The sequence below is a fragment of the Pseudomonas rhizophila genome (genome assembly GCF_003033885.1).
In the GTDB taxonomy this organism is placed as follows: Bacteria; Pseudomonadota; Gammaproteobacteria; order Pseudomonadales; family Pseudomonadaceae; genus Aquipseudomonas; species Aquipseudomonas rhizophila.
Genome location: NZ_CP024081.1, coordinates 1065513 through 1088554, shown reverse-complemented (window position 1 = coordinate 1088554; position 23042 = coordinate 1065513). Strand labels below are relative to the sequence as shown.

Annotated in this window: 18 protein-coding genes; 5 read left to right on the top strand and 13 right to left on the bottom strand. The window is 61.3% G+C overall.

Features of this window, described 5'->3' with window-relative positions; genetic code table 11:
• Positions 1 to 27: 27 nt before the first annotated feature.
• The 6 genes from iolD to CRX69_RS05080 all read right to left on the bottom strand — a co-directional run bounded on the left by iolD (position 28) and on the right by CRX69_RS05080 (position 8306).
• Positions 28 to 1959, bottom strand: a complete 1932-nt coding sequence (gene iolD / locus CRX69_RS05105; RefSeq protein ID WP_107321654.1) for a 3D-(3,5/4)-trihydroxycyclohexane-1,2-dione acylhydrolase (decyclizing) — start codon at positions 1957 to 1959, stop codon at positions 28 to 30.
• A 165-nt stretch (positions 1960 to 2124) separates the two neighbouring features.
• On the bottom strand, positions 2125 to 2946 hold the full coding sequence (locus tag CRX69_RS05100; RefSeq protein ID WP_107321653.1) for a TIM barrel protein: 822 nt from the start codon (positions 2944 to 2946) through the stop codon (positions 2125 to 2127).
• A 30-nt stretch (positions 2947 to 2976) separates the two neighbouring features.
• On the bottom strand, positions 2977 to 4479 hold the full coding sequence (locus CRX69_RS05095; protein WP_047230200.1) for a CoA-acylating methylmalonate-semialdehyde dehydrogenase: 1503 nt from the start codon (positions 4477 to 4479) through the stop codon (positions 2977 to 2979).
• 30 nt (positions 4480 to 4509) lie between these two features.
• A complete protein-coding gene (gene iolB / locus CRX69_RS05090; protein ID WP_047230199.1) occupies positions 4510 to 5319 on the bottom strand; it encodes a 5-deoxy-glucuronate isomerase in 810 nt (269 codons plus the stop codon).
• On the bottom strand, positions 5316 to 6209 hold the full coding sequence (iolE, locus tag CRX69_RS05085) for a myo-inosose-2 dehydratase (protein WP_047230198.1): 894 nt from the start codon (positions 6207 to 6209) through the stop codon (positions 5316 to 5318). Before iolE ends, iolB begins: the two co-directional genes overlap by 4 nt.
• Positions 6210 to 6368: 159 nt before the next feature.
• On the bottom strand, positions 6369 to 8306 hold the full coding sequence (locus CRX69_RS05080) for a bifunctional 5-dehydro-2-deoxygluconokinase/5-dehydro-2-deoxyphosphogluconate aldolase (RefSeq protein ID WP_107321652.1): 1938 nt from the start codon (positions 8304 to 8306) through the stop codon (positions 6369 to 6371).
• A gap of 313 nt (positions 8307 to 8619) precedes the next feature.
• Between CRX69_RS05080 and CRX69_RS05075 the strand changes: the two genes are divergently transcribed.
• Together CRX69_RS05075 and CRX69_RS05070 are read left to right on the top strand one after the other, a co-directional pair.
• Positions 8620 to 9540 carry a MurR/RpiR family transcriptional regulator gene (locus CRX69_RS05075; protein WP_047230196.1) on the top strand — a complete coding sequence of 307 codons (921 nt, stop codon included), beginning with the start codon at positions 8620 to 8622 and terminating at the stop codon, positions 9538 to 9540.
• Positions 9541 to 9569: 29 nt separating this feature from the next.
• Positions 9570 to 10181, top strand: coding sequence for a glutathione S-transferase (locus CRX69_RS05070; protein ID WP_107321651.1), 612 nt, complete (start codon positions 9570 to 9572; stop codon positions 10179 to 10181).
• Positions 10182 to 10468: 287 nt separating this feature from the next.
• On the opposite strand, the gene hcnC is transcribed toward CRX69_RS05070, so the two are convergent.
• From hcnC to hcnA, 3 genes are read right to left on the bottom strand one after another with little or no spacing between them, the layout of a single operon-like run.
• On the bottom strand, positions 10469 to 11743 hold the full coding sequence (gene hcnC / locus CRX69_RS05065; protein ID WP_107321650.1) for a cyanide-forming glycine dehydrogenase subunit HcnC: 1275 nt from the start codon (positions 11741 to 11743) through the stop codon (positions 10469 to 10471).
• Positions 11736 to 13145 carry a cyanide-forming glycine dehydrogenase subunit HcnB gene (gene hcnB, locus CRX69_RS05060; RefSeq protein WP_107321649.1) on the bottom strand — a complete coding sequence of 470 codons (1410 nt, stop codon included), beginning with the start codon at positions 13143 to 13145 and terminating at the stop codon, positions 11736 to 11738. The genes hcnC and hcnB overlap by 8 nt, the downstream gene beginning before the upstream one ends.
• Positions 13142 to 13465 (bottom strand): cyanide-forming glycine dehydrogenase subunit HcnA, encoded by a 324-nt coding sequence (hcnA, locus tag CRX69_RS05055; protein WP_076386697.1) that lies wholly within the window; start codon positions 13463 to 13465, stop codon positions 13142 to 13144. Before hcnA ends, hcnB begins: the two co-directional genes overlap by 4 nt.
• A 280-nt stretch (positions 13466 to 13745) precedes the next feature.
• Between hcnA and CRX69_RS05045 the strand changes: the two genes are divergently transcribed.
• Both CRX69_RS05045 and CRX69_RS05040 read left to right on the top strand, forming a co-directional pair.
• Positions 13746 to 14429 carry a response regulator transcription factor gene (locus CRX69_RS05045; protein WP_047230191.1) on the top strand — a complete coding sequence of 228 codons (684 nt, stop codon included), beginning with the start codon at positions 13746 to 13748 and terminating at the stop codon, positions 14427 to 14429.
• Entirely contained in the window at positions 14407 to 15792 is a 1386-nt protein-coding gene (locus tag CRX69_RS05040; RefSeq protein ID WP_107321648.1) for a sensor histidine kinase, read from the top strand. Before CRX69_RS05045 ends, CRX69_RS05040 begins: the two co-directional genes overlap by 23 nt.
• A 41-nt stretch (positions 15793 to 15833) precedes the next feature.
• Here the strand turns inward: CRX69_RS05040 and CRX69_RS05035 are convergent, their stop codons facing one another.
• From CRX69_RS05035 to CRX69_RS05020, 4 genes are all read right to left on the bottom strand, one after another.
• Positions 15834 to 16082, bottom strand: coding sequence for a DUF1652 domain-containing protein (locus tag CRX69_RS05035; RefSeq protein WP_107321647.1), 249 nt, complete (start codon positions 16080 to 16082; stop codon positions 15834 to 15836).
• A gap of 242 nt (positions 16083 to 16324) precedes the next feature.
• The gene (locus tag CRX69_RS05030) at positions 16325 to 17812 is read right to left on the bottom strand and encodes a PAS domain S-box protein (protein WP_076385278.1); all 1488 of its coding nucleotides are present in this window, start codon (positions 17810 to 17812) and stop codon (positions 16325 to 16327) included.
• A gap of 117 nt (positions 17813 to 17929) precedes the next feature.
• Positions 17930 to 19213 (bottom strand): Zn-dependent hydrolase, encoded by a 1284-nt coding sequence (locus tag CRX69_RS05025; RefSeq protein ID WP_047230187.1) that lies wholly within the window; start codon positions 19211 to 19213, stop codon positions 17930 to 17932.
• A 152-nt stretch (positions 19214 to 19365) separates the two neighbouring features.
• On the bottom strand, positions 19366 to 20844 hold the full coding sequence (locus CRX69_RS05020) for an NCS1 family nucleobase:cation symporter-1 (protein WP_047230186.1): 1479 nt from the start codon (positions 20842 to 20844) through the stop codon (positions 19366 to 19368).
• Between the two features lie 622 nt (positions 20845 to 21466).
• Between CRX69_RS05020 and hydA the strand changes: the two genes are divergently transcribed.
• Positions 21467 to 22906 (top strand): dihydropyrimidinase, encoded by a 1440-nt coding sequence (hydA, locus tag CRX69_RS05015; RefSeq protein WP_107321646.1) that lies wholly within the window; start codon positions 21467 to 21469, stop codon positions 22904 to 22906.
• Positions 22907 to 23042 lie beyond the last annotated feature (136 nt).

Genomic DNA, 23042 nt, shown 5'->3' with positions numbered 1-23042 from the left:
AAAACTCCTTTCGTAGGGTTGGGGCTGTTAATACTGGCGAGCCTCGGCCAGTCGTTCATTGAGGGTTTTGGCGGCCGCATCGGTGCGCGCGCTGGTGGAGACTTGCGCCACGCCGACCCGCCACCAGGACAGGTAGCTGTGGATCATGGTCTTGGGCAAGACCTTGATATCGATGAGGGTCGAGACCGTTTGCAGCCGCGCATCGGCCAGGGCCGCGTGGAGTTCGTCGAGGGTCTTGACCTTGTAGGTCTTGCAGCCGTAGGCCGCCGCGCTCATGGCGAAGTCCACCGGCACGAAGCCGCCATCGAGCTTGCCGGTGTCCGGGTTGCGGAAGCGGAACTCGGTGCCGAAGCTGTCCATGCCGTTGCCCATCTGTAAATTGTTGATGCAACCGAACGTCATGTTGTCCAGCAGCACCACATTGATCTTGCGACGCTCCTGGATCGAGGTCGCCAGCTCCGAATGCAGCATCATGTAGGAGCCATCACCCACCAGGGCATAGACCTCTTTGTCGGGCTCGGCCAGCTTCACGCCCAGCGCCGCGTTTACCTCATAGCCCATGCACGAATAGCCGTATTCGACGTGATAGGTGTTGACCCCCTTGCTGCGCCAGCTGCGCTGCAAGTCGCCGGGCAGGCTGCCGGCGGCGGCAACGATGATCGCCTCATCGGCCAGGGCTTGGTTGAGGGTGCCCAGCACGCGGCTCTGGGTCAGGCAGGAACCGGTGAGTTCGATGAATTCACGAAACACCGCCGGGTCCAGGTGATCGTTGATCTCTGGGACGAAGTCCTGGGTCTGGAAGTCAGCCTGATAGATCCGGTCCACTTCGGCATCCAGTTGGGCTTTGGCATCAGTGATCTGCCCGCCCCATTCGGCACGATAGTCACCCATCGCGGCGGACAAAGCCTGCAGGCCTGAGCGCGCGTCGGCCAGCAGTTGCACACCGTCAAGCTTCAAGGCATCGCAAGGGCTGATGTTGAGGTTGAGAAACTGCACATCCGGATGCTGGAACAGCCATTTGGACCCGGTGGTGAAATCGCTGTAGCGGGTGCCGATACCAATGATCAGGTCCGCTTCCTTGGCCAGCAGGTTCGCCGCCAGGCAACCGGTTTCACCGACGCCTCCGACGTTCAGTGGATGACTGGACACCACCGCACTCTTGCCGGCCTGGGTCTCGGCAAAGGGGATTTCGAAGCGCTCGGCAAAAGCCTGCAACGCTGCGTTGGCTCCGGCGTATTTCACCCCGCCGCCGCAGATGATCAGCGGCTTGCGCTTGCCCTTGAGCAGCGCCTGGGCATCGCCGAGCATGGCTTCGGTGGCCGGGCGACGGTCGATGCGGTGAACGCGCTTTTGCAGAAAGTAATCGGGGTAATCGTAGGCTTCGGCCTGCACGTCCTGGGGCAACGCCAGGGTCACCGCGCCGGTTTCGGCCGGGTCGGTGAGCACGCGCATGGCGTGGATCGCGGCGCTCATCAGTTGCTCGGGGCGGTTGATGCGATCCCAGTATTTACTCACGGCCTTGAACGCATCGTTGGTGCTGATGCTCAGGTCATGGAACTGTTCGATCTGCTGCAGCACCGGGTCCGGCTGGCGACTGGCGTAGACATCACCAGGCAACAGCAGCAACGGGATGCGATTGGCCGTCGCGGTGGCGGCGGCGGTCAGCATGTTCGCCGCGCCGGGGCCGACCGACGAAGTACAGGCGTAGATTTTGCGGCGCAGATGCTGCTTGGCGAAACCGATGGCAGCGTGGGCCATGCCCTGCTCGTTGCGCCCCTGATGGACCACCAGGTCACCGCTGTCCTGCTCCAGCGCCTGACCCAGGCCCAGCACATTGCCGTGGCCAAAAATCGTAAAGACCCCGGCGACGAATTTGCTCTGGACGCCATCGACCTCGACGTACTGGTTATCGAGGAATTTCACCAGGGCCTGGGCCATGGTCAGTCGTGTTGTGGTCATGCTTGCACCTTGTCTGGAATGCAAATTTGGCGGCTGGCTCAGTCCACTGTGGGAGCGAGCTTGCTCGCGATAACAGTATTTCAGGCGACTTATCTGTTGAATGTGCTGCCGCCATCGCGAGCAAGCTCGCTCCCACAGGGGTTCTTCATCATATTGATGACGGTGTCAGGCCTGGGGATTGCGCAGGTGATTCATGCTCGCCCCCAACGCCTGGCGAATGTCGGCCAGTTCATGAATGCTCTGGGCAAAGGGTTCGAAGGACAGGTAGCCCTCGTAACCACCGGCCCGCAACGCCTCGATCTGCGCGGCATTGCCGAGAATGTCGGCCTCGCCCACCAGCACGCGGTGGCCGTCGCGGATGGTCGTCAAGGGTGCCTGGGCATCCTCGACACCGGAGATGTGCACCAGCCCGGTCAGCTCGGGGAAAAATTCCTGCTCACCGGCCAGGTGATGATGAAAGGTGTCATGCACCAAACGGAACACATCCAACCCGCCAATGGCCTTGATCGCTTCCACTGCCGTGCGCTTGCGCCGCAGCGAACACTCTTCAAACCCCAACGGCTCGATGAAACCGTAGATACCGAAAGCCCGCAGGATCGGCGCCAGTTCACTGAGGGCCGTGCGCAGCCCCGCGGCGCGTTCGGCCTCGCCGCGCGGGTCGTCGCGCTCGTTGAGCGGGCACATCACCAGCCCCTCGGCGCCGCATTCGCGAGCATAGTCGGCCAGCCGCACGGCTTGGGTACGGCGCTCCTCGTTCCATACGTCGAAGGGATACAGCGCGTTGATCGACAACACCTTGATGCCCCGCGCCTCGCACAACTCACGCACGCGGGCCGGCGGCATGCCGTCTTCGATCTCGACGCCCTTCAGATCGTTGCGAATCTCGATGGCATCGGTTTTCAGCGCCAGGGCCAGGTCAATGAAATCGGGCAGTGACAGGCGCGGAGCAACCATTCGGTTCAAGGCAAAACGCAGGGGCTTGTTCATTGTTGTTATCCCTCCGGCATTCATAAACGGTTATTGGGCAGTCGGCATGCTGAACTCGGGGCCCTTGGCGATGCTGTCGGGCCAGCGCTGCATCACGCTTTTGTAGCGGCTGTAAAAGCGCAAACCTTCTTCACCGTAGGCATGGTGATCGCCAAACAGCGAGCGCTTCCAGCCGCCAAAGGAATGCCAGGCCATGGGCACCGGAATCGGCACGTTGATGCCCACCATACCGACCTTGATGCTGCGGGCAAACGCCCGGGCAATGCCGCCGTCACGGGTGAAGCAGGACACGCCGTTGCCGAACTCGTGAGCATTGATCAAGGCCACGGCGCTGGCGAAATCCGCCACGCGAACGATGCCCAGCACCGGGCCGAAGATCTCTTGCTGGTAGATGCTCATCTGGGCGGTGACCTGGTCGAACAGCGTCGCGCCGACAAAGAACCCCTGCTCGGCCCCCGGCACCTTGAAACCACGGCCGTCGACGATCAGGCGCGCGCCCTCGGCGACCCCGGCGTCGATGAAGCCTTCGACCTTGGCCTTGTGCTCGGCGGTCACCAGCGGCCCCATGTCGGTGCCGGGTTGCTGGCCGTTGCCGATCTTCAACTGATCGATGCGCGGCAACAGCTTGGCAATCAATTCATCGCCCACGTCCCCCACCGCCACGGCAATGGAAATCGCCATGCAGCGTTCACCGGCCGAGCCGTAGGCCGCACCGATCAATGCGTCCGCCGCCTGGTCGAGGTCGGCGTCGGGCATGACGATCATGTGATTTTTCGCCCCGCCAAGCGCCTGCACGCGCTTGCCGTTCGCCGTGCCCTGCTGGTGGATGTACTCGGCAATCGGCGTGGAGCCGACGAAAGAAATCGCCTCGATGTGCGGGTGCTGCAACAGCGCATCTACCGCCACTTTGTCGCCCTGGACCACGTTGAACACACCGTCCGGCAACCCGGCCTCCGTCAACAGCCGAGCCATCAGCAAACTGGCGGACGGGTCACGCTCCGAAGGCTTGAGGATGAAACAGTTACCGGCGACCAGTGCCAGGGGAATCATCCACAGCGGCACCATCACCGGAAAATTGAACGGCGTGACTCCGGCACACACACCCAAGGGCTGGCGCAGGTTCCAGTTGTCGATGCCGCCGCCGATGTTGTCACTGAAATCGGTCTTGAGCAGGTTCGGCGCACCGCAGGCGTACTCGACGATCTCGATGCCGCGGGTGACTTCGCCATGGGCGTCGGACAGCACCTTGCCGTGCTCGCGACTGATGATCTGCGCCAGTTCGTCGTGATGGCGGTCGAGCAATTCCTTGAACTTGAACATCACCCGCGAACGGCGCAATGACGATTGCTCGGACCAGCCCGGGAATGCCGCCAGCGCCGAGGTCACCGCGGCCTCGACGGTGCCCGGTTCGGCCAGCGCCACCCGGGCCTGTATCGCGCCGGTGGCCGGGTTGAAGACGTTGCTGAACCGCACCGTGTCGCTGTCCTGCACTCGACCGTTGATGTAATGGCCTACTACCGGGGCATCGCTCATTGTTCTTGTTCTCCGTGCAAAGGGTGGAAATCAGAGATCAAGCAGCCAACTGTGCTGCGGATCGTTATGGAACTGCCAGACCCGCTTCGGGCCGGCCATGACGTTCAGGTAATACGACTCGTACCCGTAGGGCACGCTGACCGGGTGGTAACCCTTGGGCACCACCACCAGGTCGCTGTTTTCCACGGCCATGGCCTGGTCGATGCTGCGGTCGTCGGTATAGACCCGCTGGAACACGAAGCCCTGGGACGGGTTGACCTGGTGGTAATAGGTTTCTTCCAGAAAGCTTTGGTGCGGCAGGTCGTCGGTGTCGTGCTTGTGGGGTGGGTAGCTCGACGAATGCCCCGACGGCGTGCGCACTTCCACCACCAGCAGCGAGTGGGCCGGCTCACTGTCGGGCAGGATGTCGCAGACATAGCGGGTGTTGGCGCCCTTGCCGCGCACGCTGCGCTTCATGCTGTCCGGGCGGATCAGCCGTGGACCGTAACTGTTTTGCGCAGAACCCGGCGCAGCACACACGGCAATCTGTACATCGCTCAGGGCGGTGACCTGGGCCTGGCTGCCGGGCGGCAGATACGCGGCGTAGGGCGATTTATCCTCGAACACCGACTGGCGATCACCGAGGTTGTCCCAATCGAAGGCACCCTGCCCCGGTGCTTCACCCTTGAGACTGATGCGCCCGCTGAGCAAGACCAGGCACAGTTCCTTGTCGGCGGCAGCCACCGGGAGCTTTTCACCAAGGCTCAAGCGGTAGGCGGCAAACCCGACATACTCCAGTTCGTCGGCGGGTAGCTGGACTATGGTCTGGCCGCTTGGCTGGCTTTTGATCAACAGGCTCATGACGCAGTCCTCTCTTGCAGCAAGGCGCGCAGGGTGTCGTAGCCTTTCTTGGCGTAGGCATAACTCGGTGCCACGGCCGGATCCTGTTCGGCTTCGACCACCAGCCAGCCGTGATAGTCGGCGGCAAGCAGCACGTCCAGCAACGCGGCAAAGTCGATGTCACCATCACCCGGTACGGTGAAGGTGCCGTTGACGATGCAGTCGGGGAAACTCCAGAGGTTGTTGCGCGCCAGTTGCACCACAGGCTTGCGCACGTCCTTGAAATGCACATGGCAAATGCGCTCGATGTGCTTGCGCAACACCTGCAAGGGTTCGCCGCCGCCCATGTAACAGTGGCCCGAGTCAAACAGCAGGCCAACCTCACTGCCGGTCAGGGCCATCAGTTTGTCGATGTCCGAAGGCGATTCGACATAGGCGCCCATATGATGGTGATACGCCAGGCGCACACCCCGGGACAGGGTGAAGCGCGCCAGTTCGGTGAGTTTTTCGGCATAGTCTTGCCAGGCTTCGTCCGTGTGAAAACGCGGTCGCTCGATCAGTGGGATGCGCTGGCCTTGAATGGAATCGGCCACCTCGCCGTACACCAGCACCGTCGCACCGTTTTGCGCCAGCAACTCGACATGGCTGGCGATGGCATCGATCTCTTCGGCCGCCGAGCGCCGGGCCAGACGACTGGAATACCAGCCGGAGACCAGCGCCAGGTCATAGGGCCGCAGCACATCGCCAACGCCCTTGGCATCCTTGGGAAATTTGCCGTTGAGCTCGAAACCTTCGTAACCGATTTCCTTGCCTTCGCTCAGCGCCGTACTCAACGGCGTCTCGCCACCCAACGATGGCAGATCGTCGTTGCTCCAGGAAATCGGGTTGATGCCAATTCGAATTGCGGGCATGGCTGCACCTTTTATTGTTTTTACCTAACCATTGAAGGCGGCGATGAACCCTGTGGGAGCGAGCCTGCTCGCGATAGCGGTGTGTCAGGCGACTTAATGTTGACTATCAGTCGGCTATCGCGAGCAGGCTCGCTCCCACAGGATCAGTGTTCACAGCTTTTAACTTCGCGCAGCACGCCACGCCTCGATCAACTCCACAAACCTACCCTGCACCTGCCGGATCAACGTTTCATCGTCGACTTCCCCGGCCAGCCAGGCACGGCTCGGTTCCTGGAAGATTGTCCGTCCCACGGCAAATCCACGGCAGGTTGTGCTCTGGCTGGCCTGGCGGAAACCCTCGGCTAGCACGGCGGCCGGGGCGTTGAGGCCCAGCAGTACCACACCTCGGCAATAGGGATCACGCTGTTGAATCAGCTCATCAAGTTGCTTCCATTCGTCGGCCGTCTGGGCTTCGATTTTCCACCAGGCCGGAAAGATGCCCAGGTTGTAGAGGCGTTTGAGGGCGCGATACAGCACGTCCGGGTGCGGCGACGGATGATCCTTGGGTGGAATGACTTCCAGCAGCAGTTCATGGCCGCTGACCTGGGACGCCTGATACAGCGCCATGAGTTGCGCCTCCTGTTCCAGGCGCAGCAGCGGTTCGTCGTCGGGGTGAAATTGCACCAGGCACTTGATGATCTGTTCCTGTGGCCAGGCGATCAGGTTGCTGCCGATAGAGCGCCCATGTTCGAACGCCAGCGGCCGTGAACCCTGCACCTCCACTGGTCGGGCAACCCACCAGTCACGTCCAGTGGCGGCGTTCAGCGAGTCCTGGCCGAAACGTTGGTCGGCCAGCAGACCGACATCGGCCTCGATGCCCTGACGTTTCAGGTCGGCTTCGACCCGTTCCACGGCCTGGATGAACAGTTGCTTGAGTTCGCTGATGGCGCCCAGCTCACGCCCGCCTTTATGGGCCAGTTCCACCAGTTGCCAGCGATGATCGAAGGCAAAGATGAACAGTTGCTTCCACTGTTTGCGCGGCACGCTGACCTGATGCAGACGTTGCAATGCCACGTCTCGATCCGGCCGGGTAATCGGCACCGGGCTATTGAACAGATAGTCGAGTTCAGCCCGGGTCGGCATCGCTGGGGCACAGGCATGGCGCGACACCACCAGGCCACCGCAGGCATTGGCCAGCTGGCAGCAGCGTTCATCACTGGCGTCCTCCAGCCAACCGGCGAGAAAGCCCGACATGAACGCATCACCTGCACCTAATACATTCAGGACTTCGACACGAACCCCGGGATAAATGGCGCCGTCTTCAAGTCGGTTAGGGATGGCGCCGTGGATCACCGTGCAACCTTGCGGGCCGAGCTTGACCACCAAGGTCGCCGCCGTCAGCGAGCGCACGGTACGCAACGCGCTCAGCAGATCTTCGCTGCCGCCGGCGATCAGGAATTCTTCTTCGGTGCCGACGATCAGGTCGAAACGCGGCAGGATGCTTTGCACATGCTGGCTGACTTTCTGGTCGGCGACGAAACGGGTTTCTCCATCGGCCTTGCCCGCCAGGCCCCAGAGCACCGGGCGATAATCGATGTCCAAGACGCGTTTGACGTTGTGTCTCTCGGCGTAATCCAACGCCTGGGTGCTGGCCTTGTAGACACTTTCGGTAGAGAAATGCGTGCCGGTGATCAGCAGCGCCTTGCTGGAGGCAATGAACGTTTCATTGATGTCCACGGCGCGCAGCGCCATGTCGGCGCAGTTTTCCCGGTAGAACACCAGGGGAAAGGTTTCCCGGTCCTTGATACCCAGCAGGACCATGGCCGTCAGGCGTTCAGGGTCGACCTTGATGCCGCTGACGTCGCAGCCTTCGCGGGCCAGGGACTCCACCAGGAAACGGCCCATATGATCGTCCCCTACCCGGCTCAGCATCGCCGACCTGAGCCCTAACCGCGCGGTGCCGAAGGCGATGTTGGCCGACGAGCCACCCAGGTATTTGGCGAAGCTTGCGACATCTTCCAGGCGCGCTCCGACTTGCTGCGCGTAGAGGTCGACGCCCAGGCGTCCCAGGCAGATCACATCCAATTGACGCCCACTGGCAAAACGAGTCTGGCCCATGCTGGCTCCTGTTATTTTTATCAGCCCGCGCTTGCCACCGAAACCGGCGCCAACGCTCTTGGTGGATGCAGACTAAAACGAGCAGCGGCCAATAATCAATAATTATTCTATAAATTTTTTACGTGGAATATTTTTTCCAATACGCTATCACTGAAGCGCGCCAGACGCGGTGCATCGTTTCAGCAGGTGTCGCAACGTTGTCTGCTCATGATTTTCCCCGCGCCTACGCTGTAGACTGCGATCAGCCAACCTATTGTCGAGGGCAGGCCCTTTTCCCGGGCCGCCCTATAAGAACAAGCCAGAAGGATTTTCTATGACCCGCCCCGATCTGCCGGCGCCGTCCGAGAGCGCGTCCGAACCCGCCCTTTCAAGCCCACCGATCAATGCCGAGCGCCTGCTGCAACTGATTACCGACGAGTATGAAAGCCTGCCGCGACAGCTCAAACGCATCGCCAGCTACATGAGCCAGCAAAGCGACCGGATCATGGTCGATCGCATCAGCGACATTGCGCGCGAATGCGAAGTGCATCCCTCGGCCATCGTGCGGTTTTCCCAGCGCTTCGGCTTCAGCGGGTTCAGCGAAATGCAGGCCTTGTTTCGCGAGGCCTATACCCACAAGACCACGCCGGTGCAGAACTACCAGCAGCGCATCCGCAGCATGATCGCCAACAAGTCGCAGAAAGCCAGCGGCGGCGACCTGGCGCGCGAATGCGTCAACGCCACCCTCTCGGGCATCGAGCGTCTGGGCCTGGAGCTGGACGATCAAGCCTTCGACAAAGCCGTAGACCTGGTGGTCAACGCCGACAACATCTATGTGGTCGGCGTGCGACGCTCGTTCGCGGTGGCCGATTACCTGGTCTATAACCTGCAACACACCAACAAGCGCATCCATCTGGTGTCCGGCCTGGGGGGCAGTTATCGCGAGCAAATGCGCAGCGTGCGGGCCAACGACCTGGTGATCGCGATCAGCTTTACGCCCTACGGCAAGGAAACCCAGCACTGCCTGCGCATTGCCCAGCATCATCAGGCCAAGACGCTGATCATCACCGACAGCAACCTGTCGCCCCTGGCCAAACGGGCCAATGCGGTACTGTTGGTGAACGAAGGCAGCTCTTTCGCCTTCCGCTCGTTGAGTGCCACGTTGTGCCTGTGCCAGGCGTTGTTCATCGCCGTGGCTTACCGACTGGAACTCAAGGTCGATGAAATCCATGAACAGGTCGGGTTCGAGGATTAACCCCGCAAGATTCTTCTGAAGGAGACGTCATGAAACTGATCGGCATGCTGGACTCGCCCTACGTGCGACGCGTCGCCATTTCCGCCAAGTGCCTGGGGGTTGCCCTGGAACACGAGTCCGTTTCGGTGTTCAGGCATTTCGAACAGTTCCAGCGCATCAACCCGGTGGTCAAGGCACCGACCCTGGTGCTCAACGATGGCAACGTGCTGATGGATTCCACACTGATCATCGACTACCTCGAAGCCTTGGCCGCGCCGGGCAAAAGCCTGATGCCGGTCGACAGTGGGCAACGGCTGCGCGCATTGCGCGTGATTGGCCTGGCCCTGGCGGCGTGCGAGAAGTCAGTGCAGATCTACTACGAACGCAACCTTCGGCCGACAGAAATCCAACACGCCCCCTGGGTCGAACGCGTGGAAGGTCAACTGGCGGCGGCCTATGACATGCTCGAACAGGAACTGGTGAAACAGCCCCTGATCACCGATGGCACCCTCGATCAGGCGGGCATCACCGTGGCAGTGGCCTGGAGCTTCACCAACCTGGTGGTGCCGGATCAGGTGCAGGGCAAGTCATTTCCATCGATCAGCGCGTTTACCGCCTATGCCGAAGGGTTGGAGGCGTTCGCCAGCACGCCGATGGTATAGCGGACGAGCGCGGCTTGTGTGGGAGCAGGCTTGCTTGCGAAGACGGCGGCAGACTCAACATCATCGTCTCAGATAGACCGCTTTCGCGAGCAGGCTCGCTCCCACAGTTGGTTCCTGAGTGACCATCGGATGAGGCCCCCCCAGATCTATGTGGGAGCGAGCCTGCTCGCGATAGCGGTGGGTCAATCAACATCAATGGCACTGATCCGACGCCATCGCGAGCAGGCTCGCTCCCACAGTTTGGGGCCGGGGGACTGCAAAATATGTGTTCGGCACAAAGAATTGCTTCAAGTCAGCTCCATTTCCTTTGGCTTTACCACCGGCACAACCTCGAAGCGATCCGCCAGGAACGGCGTGATGTCCAGCGGCAGGGGCTCGTTGTTCACCAGTTTGTCCAGCAGCACTCCGGTGATGGCCGAGGTCAGGATGCCGGTGCGAAAGTGCCCACAGGCATTTAGGTACCCTTCCACGCCGCGCATCGGGCCCAGGATGGGCAACTCATCAGGTGAGCCGGGGCGCAAACCGGCCCAGGTGCGTTTCAGGTTGATGTCGGCCAGCTGCGGTATGCAGCGCACCGCGCCCTGCACCAACCCCTCGATTTCCGGGTAGGTGGTGGTCACGTCGAAACCCTTGTCCTCGGTGGTACTGCCGATGAGGATTTCGCCGTTGTCCTTTTGCGCGACATAGCAGTCGCTGGTGGTCAGGCACCCGTTGAGGATCTTCGGCATGCGCTCGGTCAGCAGGATTTGCCCCTTGACCGGCCTGACCGGAATCCGCACACCGGTGGCTTGCTCGCTCAGGTCCGCCGCCCAGGCACCGGCGGCATTGATCAGCGTCCGGCAGTTGAACGTCCCGGCTTCGGCGGTTCTCACCCCCGTCACCCGCGCACCGTCTCGAAGCACCTGCGCCACGTTGGTGTTGAAGAACATATCGACGCCATTCTGCCGGGCACCCTCGGTGTAGGCATCGGCCAGCCGGAACGGGCTGACCTGATGGTCGCACAGAAACTCCAGCGCGCCCCGGGCCTCATGGCTGACATTCGGCTCGGCCTCGCGCAGGGCGGCCTGGTCGAGCCAGCGTACCTGATCGGCCAGGTGGGGAATGCAGGCGACGATGTGCTCGGCATACAAACGGTCTTCATCGTCGTAGATCACGAACTTGAGCCCGGTCTCCTCGAACTTGAAGTCCATGCCGTGGTTGTCCATCAGCTCGCGGTGCAGTCGGGGATACATCGCGTTGGACTGCAAGGCGAAATCGAAGAACGACTGGGGCAGGATGTGCGGCGTGCTGGCGTCCACCGCCACGGCGGCGCCCTGGGCCTGGCGCTTGCGGTTGGCCGACATCATCCGAAAGAAGATCACCCCGCAGCCCAGGCCCACAGATTCACCGATGGCCCACAGGCCGCCGGCCGAAGCGCGGGTGGCGTTGCCGGGGCGCTTGGCGTCGATCAAGGCGATCTTCAGAGGCTTGCGTTTGGACAGTTGATAGGCACAGGACGCACCGATAACGCCTCCGCCGACGATAACGACATCATAGTGCTTGAGGTCTGGATGCTCAGTCATGCCGGAGGGCCTCCGTGCCGACGTTCTGAAAGGCTGAAAAGGGAATCGGGTCGATGGGGAAACGCGGCCGCAGCCAGCCAACGTCGGCACGCCCGGTGGCCTGGCGCAGGCGATCACTGCAATAACCCACGCACATCCGCCCCTGACAGTCACCCATGCTCACGCGGGTGCGCATTTTCAGGCTGGCCATGTCTTGCACGCCCTGCTCCAGGGCGCGGTCGATGTCGGCGCGGGTCGCATGTTCGCAGCGACAAATGACCGTGTCGGCGGTCGGCAACGCGGTTTGTCCGGCGCCGCGTTGCGTGTAGCGGTCCACGGCGGCGCGAAAGCGAATGATCCGGTCCAGTTGCGCCCTATACCGGTCGCGGTACTCCAGGGCAGTGGAGCAATCCAGCAGGTCGGCCTGCATCAGGATCGACAGTGCGGCGATGCGCCCGCTCAACATGGCGGCTTCGCCACCGCGAATCCCGCCCACGTCGCCGGCCAGGTGAATGTGCGCCTCGCTGCTTTGCTGCCAAGCATCGGACACTGCCCGCAAATAACCGTCATCGATGAAGCCATGCTCCAGGCCCATCTGCTGGCTCAATTGGGTGCGCGGGATGAAACCATAGCCGACTGCCAGCGTCTGGGCCGGGACCTGTTCGGCTCGTTCGAGGTCGGGCTCCCAGGTACTGGAATACGGTGCAACGGTGACGATGTCCAGCTCGCCCTCGCCGTTGGCCTGTACCACTCCCCAGCCATAACGCACGGGGATGCGATGCAGTTTGAGATAAGCCAGCATGCTCAGGCCGTCGAGGAACAATTGTGGTTTGTTCAGCAATGCCAGGCTTTCCCTGGCGATCTTGCCGAAGGCACAAGCCTCATAGACGCCCGCCACGGCCACGCCCGAAGCGTGAAGTTGACAGGCCACCAGCGGCAGCAACGGGCCTGTACCGGCGATCACCACCGGCCCCGGCGGCTTGACCGCTCCGCTCTTGATCTGCAATTGCAGACCACCGAGCAGCATCACCCCCGGCAGTGTCCAGCCAGGGAACGGCACGCTGCGCTCATGACAACCGGCCGCCAGCACTAGGTGGGAATAGCTGACCTCGCGCAGTTGTTCATCGGCGTTCAGCAGCATCAGCGCCTTGAACCCTTCGGCGCCGATGACGCGGTGGTTGAGTCGCACATCGATCAGCCCGGCGTAGCGCTGGAACTCACCGTGGAGTTTGTTCAGGGCTTCGCTGTAGCGCGGCCCGAGGTAATCCAGGCTCACCCCGTCGCGCAGCGGCCCGCGGTAGACCACGCCACCCAGGCGCGGCGCTTCTTCGAGCAGGGTGCAATGCACCCCGTGGGTGGCCAGCTCGATGGCCGCGGCCATACCCGCCGGCCCGCCGCCGACAATCACCGGATGGAGGTTCATGGTGCCTCCCTTTCGGCGATGCGATTGGCCCGGGTTTCGATTTGCATGCCGGGACGCACTTGGGTCTGGCAGGCGCGGCGCTTGTGGCGGCCGTCGATCTTGACCAGGCAACATTGGCACACGCCCATGCCACAGTATGCGCCACTGAGTTGGTCGTGATCGTTGCGTGCTACCTGGCGCTGGCCCAGGGCCTGAATGACGCTGAGGACGGTTTCACCTTGGGCCGCGCTGACGGACTGCCCATCAAGGTGCACCGTCATGTCGGCCTGCTGCAGCGGCTGGATATCAAATTTTCGGCGTAGAAGGTCTTGAGGTTGCATCATGTTGCTCTTCCTTGAAGGTTCAGTGAGGTCTCGGCTCCTTGCGGCACACCATCACCGGTTCGTGTCAGTGCCCATCAGCGACAGCGCGCCAAAGCAGGGCAACGGACGCAGCATGATGGTGCGCACTAAATTTATGTTAGGGATTATTTGTGACCAAGTGTTGATCCAGGCCAGTGAATACCGCTGTCGGCGTCCATGAACATTTTTTCAGAAAGCCGACAGGTATTTTTTGGCAGAATGCTGCGCAATGGCTTCAATTTCTCAACCGGTAACGCCCATGAACCGCATTTTGACCATCGAAGACGACGCCGTGACCGCCCGTGAAATCGTCGCCGAACTGACCCGCAACGGCCTGGATGTCGACTGGGTCGACAACGGCCGCGAGGGCCTGGAACGGGCGGTGAGCGGCGATTACGACCTGATCACCCTGGACCGCATGCTGCCCGAGCTCGACGGGCTGGTGATCGTGACGACGTTGCGCACCATGGGCGTGGCCACGCCGATCCTGATGATCAGCGCCCTCTCCGATGTGGACGAGCGGGTGCGCGGCCTGCGGGCCGGTGGCGACGATTATCTGACCAAGCCGTTCGCCACCGACGAAATGGCCGCCCGGGTCGAAGTCCTGCTACGACGCAACAACGGTGCCCGCGAACCGGAAACCGCACTGCGGGTGGCCGACCTGGAACTCAACCTGATCAGCCGCGAAGCCAGCCGCAACGGGCAACTGCTCAGCCTGCTGCCCACCGAATACAAGCTGCTGGAGTTCCTGATGCGCAACAGCGGCCAGATCCTCTCGCGCATGATGATTTTCGAAGAGGTCTGGGGCTATCACTTCGATCCCGGCACCAACCTGATCGACGTCCATATCGGCCGCCTGCGCAAGAAAATCGACCCGCCGGGCCTGGAACCGCTGATTCGCACGGTACGAGGTTCCGGCTATGTCATTGCTGAACCCCGCTAAGGGCTGGCGCTCCTCCAGCAGTCGCCTGCTGGCGCTGTACAGTTCGCTGTTCGTGCTCTGGAGCGCGGTCCTGATGGGGGTGATGTATTACGAAGTGTTCGGTTACCTCGACAGCCTTGCCAAGCACTCCCTGATGCAGCGTCAGCACCTGTTCGCACGTATTCATGGCGATCAGTTGGAGGATGCTCTCATGGCCAGCCTGACCCTGGATGAACGCGGCGTCGACGCCTACGGCCTGTTCGATCCGCAATTGCGCCACTTGAGCGGACCGATCCGGCACGTACCCCCCGATCTGCCGCTGGACGGCAATATTCATATGCTCGGCGGCTGCGTCGATTCCAGGGATCCAGGTGTTCCTTCCGACAGTTGCGACGCGGTGGCGACCCGGACCCAGGACGGCCGCTGGTTGGTCCTGGCGCGGGACAACGGCTCGCTGTTCGCTGTCACGCGCATCATTCTGCACGCGCTGTTCTGGGGCGTGTCCCTGACCATTTTGCCGGGCATTGCCGGCTGGCATCTGTTGCGTCGGCGACCGTTGCAACGCATCCGCAAACTGCAGGCCAGTGCCGAGGCCATCGTGGCCGGTGACCTGACCCATCGCCTGCCGCTGTCGAGCCGTCGCGATGAGCTGGACATGCTGGCGGCAATCGTCAACGCCATGCTCGATCGTATCGAACGCTTGATGAACGAGGTCAAGGGCGTGTGCGACAACATCGCCCATGACCTGCGCACCCCGCTGACTCGCCTGCGCGCCCAGCTTTATCGCATCCAGCAGCAAGCCCCGGACGGCTCGTCCGAGGCGTTGCAGATGGATCAGGTGATTGCCGAGACTGACACCCTGATGGCGAGGTTTCGGGGCTTGTTGCGGATTTCCGAGCTGGAAGACCAGCAACGACGCTCAGGGTTCGTGCGCCTCGATCCGTTGCAGTTGTTGCAGGAACTGCACGATTTTTATCTACCGTTGGCCGAGGAGCGGGAACTGACCTTCACCCTCGAAGTGCCCGATGCCCTGCCCTTGCTCAACGGCGACCGGGCATTGCTGTTCGAGGCGGTGTCCAACCTGCTGAGCAACTCGATCAAATTCACCCCGCCGGGCGGTGAGGTGATCCTGCGTGGCGTTGATCAGGGCGACAGCAGCCGCATCGAAGTACTCGACTCCGGGCCCGGAATCCCCGAGGCGGAGCGCAAGGCTGTGTTTCGCCGCTTCTACCGCGCCGAGGGCAGCAGCCAGCAGAGCGGCTTTGGCCTGGGACTGTCGATCGTCGCGGCGATTGTCAACTTGCACGGGTTCACGCTGGAAGTGGGCAGCAGCGAGCAAGGCGGCGCTCGGTTGGCGCTCGATTGCCGGGCGACGCTGCTGTAGGTGGCGGCTACCAAGTTCAGCGGAAAAGTTCAGCGGATCACTCAGGCGGGGTCACTTCGATACAGCGGGGTGTTTTCAAGCTCATACCGCAACTCATCGATCAGCTTTGCCAGGCTTTCTTCCGAGCGGACGCTGTCGACGCTCATGCCGCTCACCACCAGATCCACCTCCCCGCTTTCGCGGTGATACAGGCGTACGGTAAGGGTTCCGTCGCCGTTGAGGCTGCATTCGCAGGCCAGTGGCTTGAAGCTTTCTTCGAGTCGGGCGCGCAGGGGGGCCAGTAGGGGCATCCGTTGCTCCTCAGCGCTGTAGCCGTGAGCGACCGGCGGGCAACTGCGGGCTCATAGGCCCGGCAAGCGTCCTGGCGATTGCACGATTGATTCGTTCACTGCTCATTGTGGCGTGTTCCTTGACTGTTTCGTGGGGGACGCGGCATTGCGCAGAGAATGCCGCACCCTCACAGCCTAAGGAGCCAACGGCGCGGGCAAAACCCGAATTTGCACCAGCACGCCCGGTGCATTTGCACTGGCCATCATGGTGCCTTCATTCGCCACTCGTTGGCGAACAGGCCGCGTTCGCGCGCCCAGACGATTGCCTCGCTGCGGCTGTGAACATCGAGTTTGGAGTACAGCGTCGCCACGTGATTGCGCACGGTATTGGGGGCCAGCTTCAAGCGCGCGGCGATTTCCTTGTCGGCCAGGCCCTGGCAGATCAGCCCCAGCACATCACGCTCCCGGGCTGTGAGCTCGGTAAATGAAGTGCTGGGCAACTGGGCGTTGATGCTCTTCACATTGGCCAGTTTTTCGATCAGGGTCCGACTGAACCAGGAGGCATCTTTCATCACCTCTTCGATGGCCGCCACCAGCTCCAGCTCCGAGCGTTTGCGTTCGGTGATGTTCATCAACACCAGCAAATAACACGGCTTGTCCTGAATGACGACAGTATCGGCTGCCATCTCGCAGTCGATCTGCTCCCCACCTTTTTTGTGAACCTTGACGTCGACGCTGGACACGGTTGCGGTTTTTTCCAGCGTGGCAAACAGTGCGGCGCAGGCATCCGGGTCGAGAAAGCCGATTTCCTCCACGGTTTTACCCAGCAGTTCTTCACTGGCGTAACCGCTGGTCTGGAGAAAGGCTTCGTTGATCTCCAGCAATTGCTGTTCGGCGCTGCACACCAGGGTTGGCACGGGCGTGAGACGGAACGATTTGGCAAAGCGCTCCTCGCTCTGGCGCAACGCCGTTTCGGCCTTGCGGCGCGGCTCCATGTCCATGAAGGAAAACAGCATGCAGTCTTCGTCATGCAGGTCATCCAGCGGCTGGCCCGCGACAATCACTTGCTTGCTGCCGCCCCCTGGCAGTTTCAACTCAGCCTGCATTTGCGGAATGGTCGCGCCCTGCCCCAGGCGCTCGATGGCCAAGTCACGTTTCTCGGCGGCCTCGAGCACATCCAGCTCATACACCGAACGCCCGATCACCTGCTCGCGGCTATAGCCGGTCATTTCCAGAAAGCCTTGGTTGACCTTGATATAGCGCAAGTCACTGAGGCGGCAGATTACCGCTGGCGCCGGGTTGGCCGCGAAGGTTCTCTCGAAACGCTGTTCGGCGCTGGCCCACTCGGTGGCATCGCTGAGAATCAGCACCAGCAATTCCGCCTGGCCGCTACGGTCGGTCAGCACCATGCTGCGAATCCGATGAACCCAGGTGCGATCCGGATCAGCCTCGGGCGTGACCTCCACCAATACATCGCTGAACTCATCGCCACGGGCGACCCGGGCAATGGGGTAGTTGTCCGCGGTCAGCGGGTGGTTGTTGCGATAACGCAAATTGAACCGCTGGGCGTATTCCTCGGCGTTGGCCCCCAGCGCCTTGAGGTCAGTGACCCCGTGCATGGTCAACGCCGCTTCGTTGGCCCAGGCGATGGTCTGATCGACTTCGATCAACATCACCCCGTCAGACAGCCCGGCGATGATTTGCAGCAGTTGACGACGATTGGTATCGGTAGTCGGGACATCCTGGCTCATCGGGTCTCCATGTGGTCAGAGGAGCATGGAGATTACGACCATTCGCGGCGATGACACGTTCCCCTATAGGAACTGTCGAGTGCAACGAGGCTGCGATCTTTTAATCCTCAAGCTGCTTCAAGCCGCCATGCGTCCCTCGGCAATCGCCTGTGAGGCGGCGAGCATCGCTCGCAGCAGCACCGCACACCCGGCAGCCAGATCATCCGGGGCGGCGTTTTCGATTTCGTTGTGGCTGATGCCGCCTTCGCACGGCACGAAGATCATCCCGGCTGGCCCCAGTTCGGCGAGGAAGATCGCGTCGTGGCCTGCGCCGCTGACGATGTCCATGTGGGACAGGCCCAGCCCTTGGGCAGCACCACGCACAGCTTCGACACAACCCTTGTCGAAGTACAGTGGCGGAAAGTCAGCCGTAGGGGTCAGTTCATACGTCAGGCCGTGTTGCTGGCAAGTGTCATCAATGACTTGCCTGACCTCGGCGATCATCGAATCCAGGCGTGCCGGCTCCAGGTGACGAAAATCCAGGGTCATGCGCACTTCGCCGGGGATGACATTGCGCGAACCGGGATAGGCTTGCAGGCAGCCAACCGTGCCACAGGCATGGGGTTGATGGCCGAGGGCCGCGCGGTTGACGGCGCCGACGATGATCGAAGCACCGACCAAAGCGTCCTTGCGCAGGTGCATCGGGGTCGGGCCGGCGTGGGCTTCGACGCCTCGCAAGGTCAGATCGAACCACTTCTGCCCCAGTGCCCCCATCACCACACCGATGGTCTTGCGTTCGTCCTCCAGGATCGGCCCCTGCTCGATATGCGCCTCGAAATACGCCCCCACCGGATGCCCGCTGACCGGGCGTGGCCCGGCGTAGCCGATGGCATTGAGTGCCTGGCCGACGGTAATGCCCTCGGCGTCGGTCTTGGCCAAGGTTTCTTCGAGGGTGAACTTCTCGGCGAATACGCCGGAGCCCATCATGCACGGGGCGAAGCGCGAGCCTTCTTCGTTGGTCCAGACCACCACCTCCAACGGTGCTTCGGTCTCTATTTTCAAATCATTGAGGGTGCGCAGCACTTCCAGGCCGGACAGCACACCGAAGCATCCGTCGAACTTGCCACCGGTCGGCTGGGTGTCGATGTGGCTGCCGGTCATCACCGGTGGCAGGTTCGGATTGCGCCCCGGCCGACGGGCGAAAATGTTGCCCACCGCGTCAATGCTGACGGTGCAGCCGGCTGCCTCGGTCCATTGCACGAACAAATCCCGGGCCTGGCGGTCCAGATCGGTCAGGGCCAGCCTGCACACCCCACCCTTGACCGTGGCACCGAGCTGCGCCAGGTCCATGAGCGACTGCCACAAGCGGTCGCGGTTGATGTGCTGCTGGGTGGACTGTAGAACGTCGACGGCTGCGTTCATGGGGGATCTCCAGTTTTTTCAGGCATTTTCTCGTTGTATTTGAGGCCGCTATCGCGAGCAGGCTCGCTCCCACAGGGGATCTGCTGTGCACACAGACTTGCGTTCACCCCAATCCAGTGTGGGAGCGAGCCTGCTCGCGATGAGGCCCTCCTTTACACCGCAGTTTTAGCGATGGACGGGCTCGCCCGCATACTGCACAACCCGTAATAAATCACCCCGCCCAGTGCCGAGCCGGTGAACCAGCCGTAGCTGTAGAACCAGCTGAATGCGTCGCTGCCCAGCGACAGCAGCGTCAGCACCACGGGCACGCCAAAGGCGATGAAGCCGTTCCAGTTCCAGGCCGGGTAGACGTCGTCGCGGTACAGCCCGGCCAGGTCCAGTTGTTGTTTCTTGATCAGGAAATAGTCCACCACCATGATCCCGGCAATCGGCCCCAGCAGGCTCGAATAGCCCAGCAGCCAGTTGGAATAGACCGACTCAAGGCTGACCTCGGAAACGATCAGACCGAGTTTCTTCAGCAGTTCGTGGGCCATCAGCGCCAGCCCTACCAGCCCGGTCAGCATCACCGCCTTGGTACGGCCGATCAGTTTTGGCGCCAGGTTCTGGAAGTCGTTGGTGGGTGAGACGATGTTGGCGGCGGTGTTGGTCGAGAGCGTGGCGATGATGATCAGCACCATGGCCAGGGCCACCCACAGCGGGCTCTGAATGTGTCCGATCAGGGTCACCGGGTCAGAGACGGTCACGCCCACCAGTTTCGCCGAGGCCGCCGTCATTACCACGCCGAGGGCGGCGAACAGGAACATGGTCAGCGGCAGGCCGATGATCTGCCCCACGATCTGGTCTTTCTGGCTCTTGGCATAACGACTGAAGTCAGGAATGTTCAGCGACAGCGTGGCCCAGAAACCCACCATCGCTGTGAGCCCTGCCAGGAAATAACTGGTCACGCCGGCACCTTCGGGCCGCTTGGCCGGCTGCGCCATCAGTTCGGTCAGGGAGACGTTGGGCAACGCCCACATCAGCAGGCCGACTCCCACCAGCACCAGCAGCGGCGCGGACAGGGTTTCCAGCCATTTGATCGACTCGGCACCGCGCAGCACCACCCACAGGTTCAGGACCCAGAACACCATGAAACCAATCACTTCGCCGGTGCCACCCAGGCTCTTCCAGCCTTCGAACACCGAGCCGAGAAACAGGTGAATCGCCAGCCCGCCGAACATCGTCTGGATTCCGAACCAGCCACACGCCACCAGCGCGCGGATCAGGCAAGGCACGTTGGAGCCGATGACGCCGAAGGACGAGCGCAACAGCACCGGGAACGGAATGCCGTATTTGGTCCCGGCAAAGGCGTTCAGGGTCAGGGGAATCAGCACGATGATGTTGGCGAACAGGATGGCCAGCAACGCTTCACCCACCGACAACCCGAAATAGGCCGTGAGCACGCCGCCCAGGGTGTAGGTCGGCACACAGATCGACATGCCGACCCATAACGCGGTGATGTGCCATTTATTCCAGGTTCGCTCATGCACCTGGGTTGGCGCGATGTCATGGTTGTAACGGGGGCTGTCGAGAACGTCGCTGCCGGCTTCAAGCTCGAATAACCCGTCGCGCTCGGTCACTGTTGATCTGGTCATGTCCGCTCCACTGTTTTCATTATTTTTGCTCATCGACTGGCGATGGCCGGAGTACTTGCATGTAAAACGCGCGTTCTACCGGCGGCCCTGCCTGGCAGCGACAGCACTCAATAACTGTGCCGATTGCCTCGCTGGGTTGACCGGTTGAACGATATAACACTGACAACTTTATGATATTTAACGCTTTAATTTAATTTCATTGTCCGCTCGCACTGCGCGCCAGTGCCCTTGAGGCTAGATGACCTGCACGTTCTGTCGAGCCCGAGATTCAAAGTGGTGCACCCCACAATATTGCGAAGCGTCTAAACCGTACTTTAACGCCTTTCAAGCTGCTGATTTAGCATGATAAATCTCGCTCAAATAATGATCCTGTCAAGTGCGTCAAAATGGTGAGACGGCTCACCATTTTGGTGATTTATAGATTAAATTTATATTTTTCAATGAGTTATATATTCAAACAACCCATTAAAAATAATCTTGCCGATTCGTAAAACTCCAGCTAGCTTCTAATCCTGACAGCCGTGACAGGATTAGAACTCTGCACGACTTCATCACTTCCCCATCATGATCTATACAACATAAAGAACCGGCATCAGTCGGTCATGCCTGCGAGGAACTCGGAATGTCTTTGTTGATCCGTGGCGCCACCGTAATAACCCATGATGAACGTTATCGCGCCGATGTGTTGTGTGCCGAGGGTGTGATCAAGGCCATTGGTGAAAACCTGGATGTGCCCGTCGATGTCGAAGTACTCGATGGCAGCGGCCAATACCTGATGCCGGGCGGCATCGACCCGCATACCCATATGCAGTTGCCGTTCATGGGCACCGTCGCCAGCGAAGATTTTTTCAGTGGCACGGCAGCAGGCCTGGCGGGAGGCACGACGTCGATCATCGACTTTGTCATTCCCAATCCCCAGCAATCGCTGATGGAAGCCTTCCACCAGTGGCGCGGCTGGGCGGAAAAAAGCGCCAGTGATTACGGTTTTCACGTGGCGATCACCTGGTGGAGTGAACAGGTTCGTGAAGAGATGGCCGAGCTCGTCAGCCATCACGGGGTGAACAGCTTCAAGCACTTCATGGCCTACAAGAACGCGATCATGGCGGCCGACGACACCTTGGTGGCAAGCTTCGAGCGCTGCCTGGAACTGGGCGCCGTGCCCACGGTGCATGCCGAGAACGGCGAGCTGGTTGATCACCTGCAGCGCAAGTTGCTGGCCCAGGGCATTACCGGCCCCGAAGCCCATCCGCTGTCGCGGCCCTCGCAAGTGGAAGGTGAAGCCGCGAGCCGGGCCATCCGTATTGCCCAGACCCTGGGCACGCCGCTGTACCTGGTGCATGTGTCGACCAAGGAAGCCCTGGATGAAATCACCTATGCCCGCAGCCAGGGTCAGCCGGTCTACGGTGAAGTACTGGCCGGGCATCTGCTGCTCGACGATAGCGTTTATCGCCACCCCGACTGGCAGACCGCCGCCGGTTACGTGATGAGCCCGCCCTTCCGCCCTCGCGGGCATCAGGAAGCGCTCTGGCATGGCTTGCAATCAGGCAACCTGCACACCACCGCCACCGACCATTGCTGTTTCTGCGCCGAACAGAAAGCCGCCGGCCGCGAAGACTTCAGCAAGATTCCCAACGGCACCGCCGGTATCGAAGACCGTATGGCGGTGCTGTGGGATGAAGGGGTCAACAGCGGCAAATTGTCGATGCATGATTTCGTCGCCCTCACCTCCACCAACACGGCGAAGATCTTCAACCTTTACCCGCGCAAAGGCGCCATTCGCGTCGGCGCCGACGCCGACCTGGTGCTCTGGGACCCGCAAGGCAGCCGCACGATTTCGGCCAAGACCCACCATCAACAGGTGGACTTCAACATCTTCGAAGGCAAAACCGTGCGCGGCGTGCCCAGCCACACCATCAGCCAGGGCAAGCTGGTCTGGGTCGATGGCGACCTGCGGGCCGAACGCGGAGCGGGACGCTACATCGAACGACCGGCTTACCCGGCGGTGTTCGATTTGTTGAGCAAGCGGGCGGAGTTGCACCGGCCGGTTGCAGTGAAACGCTGATAGCGGCCTACGGCCTATCGCGAGCAGGCTCGCTCCCACACTGGATTTTGAATGGATACAAAATCTGTGTGCACCGCAGATCCCTGTGGGAGCGAGCCTGCTCGCGATGAGGCCAGTCCGGACACAAAAAACACTG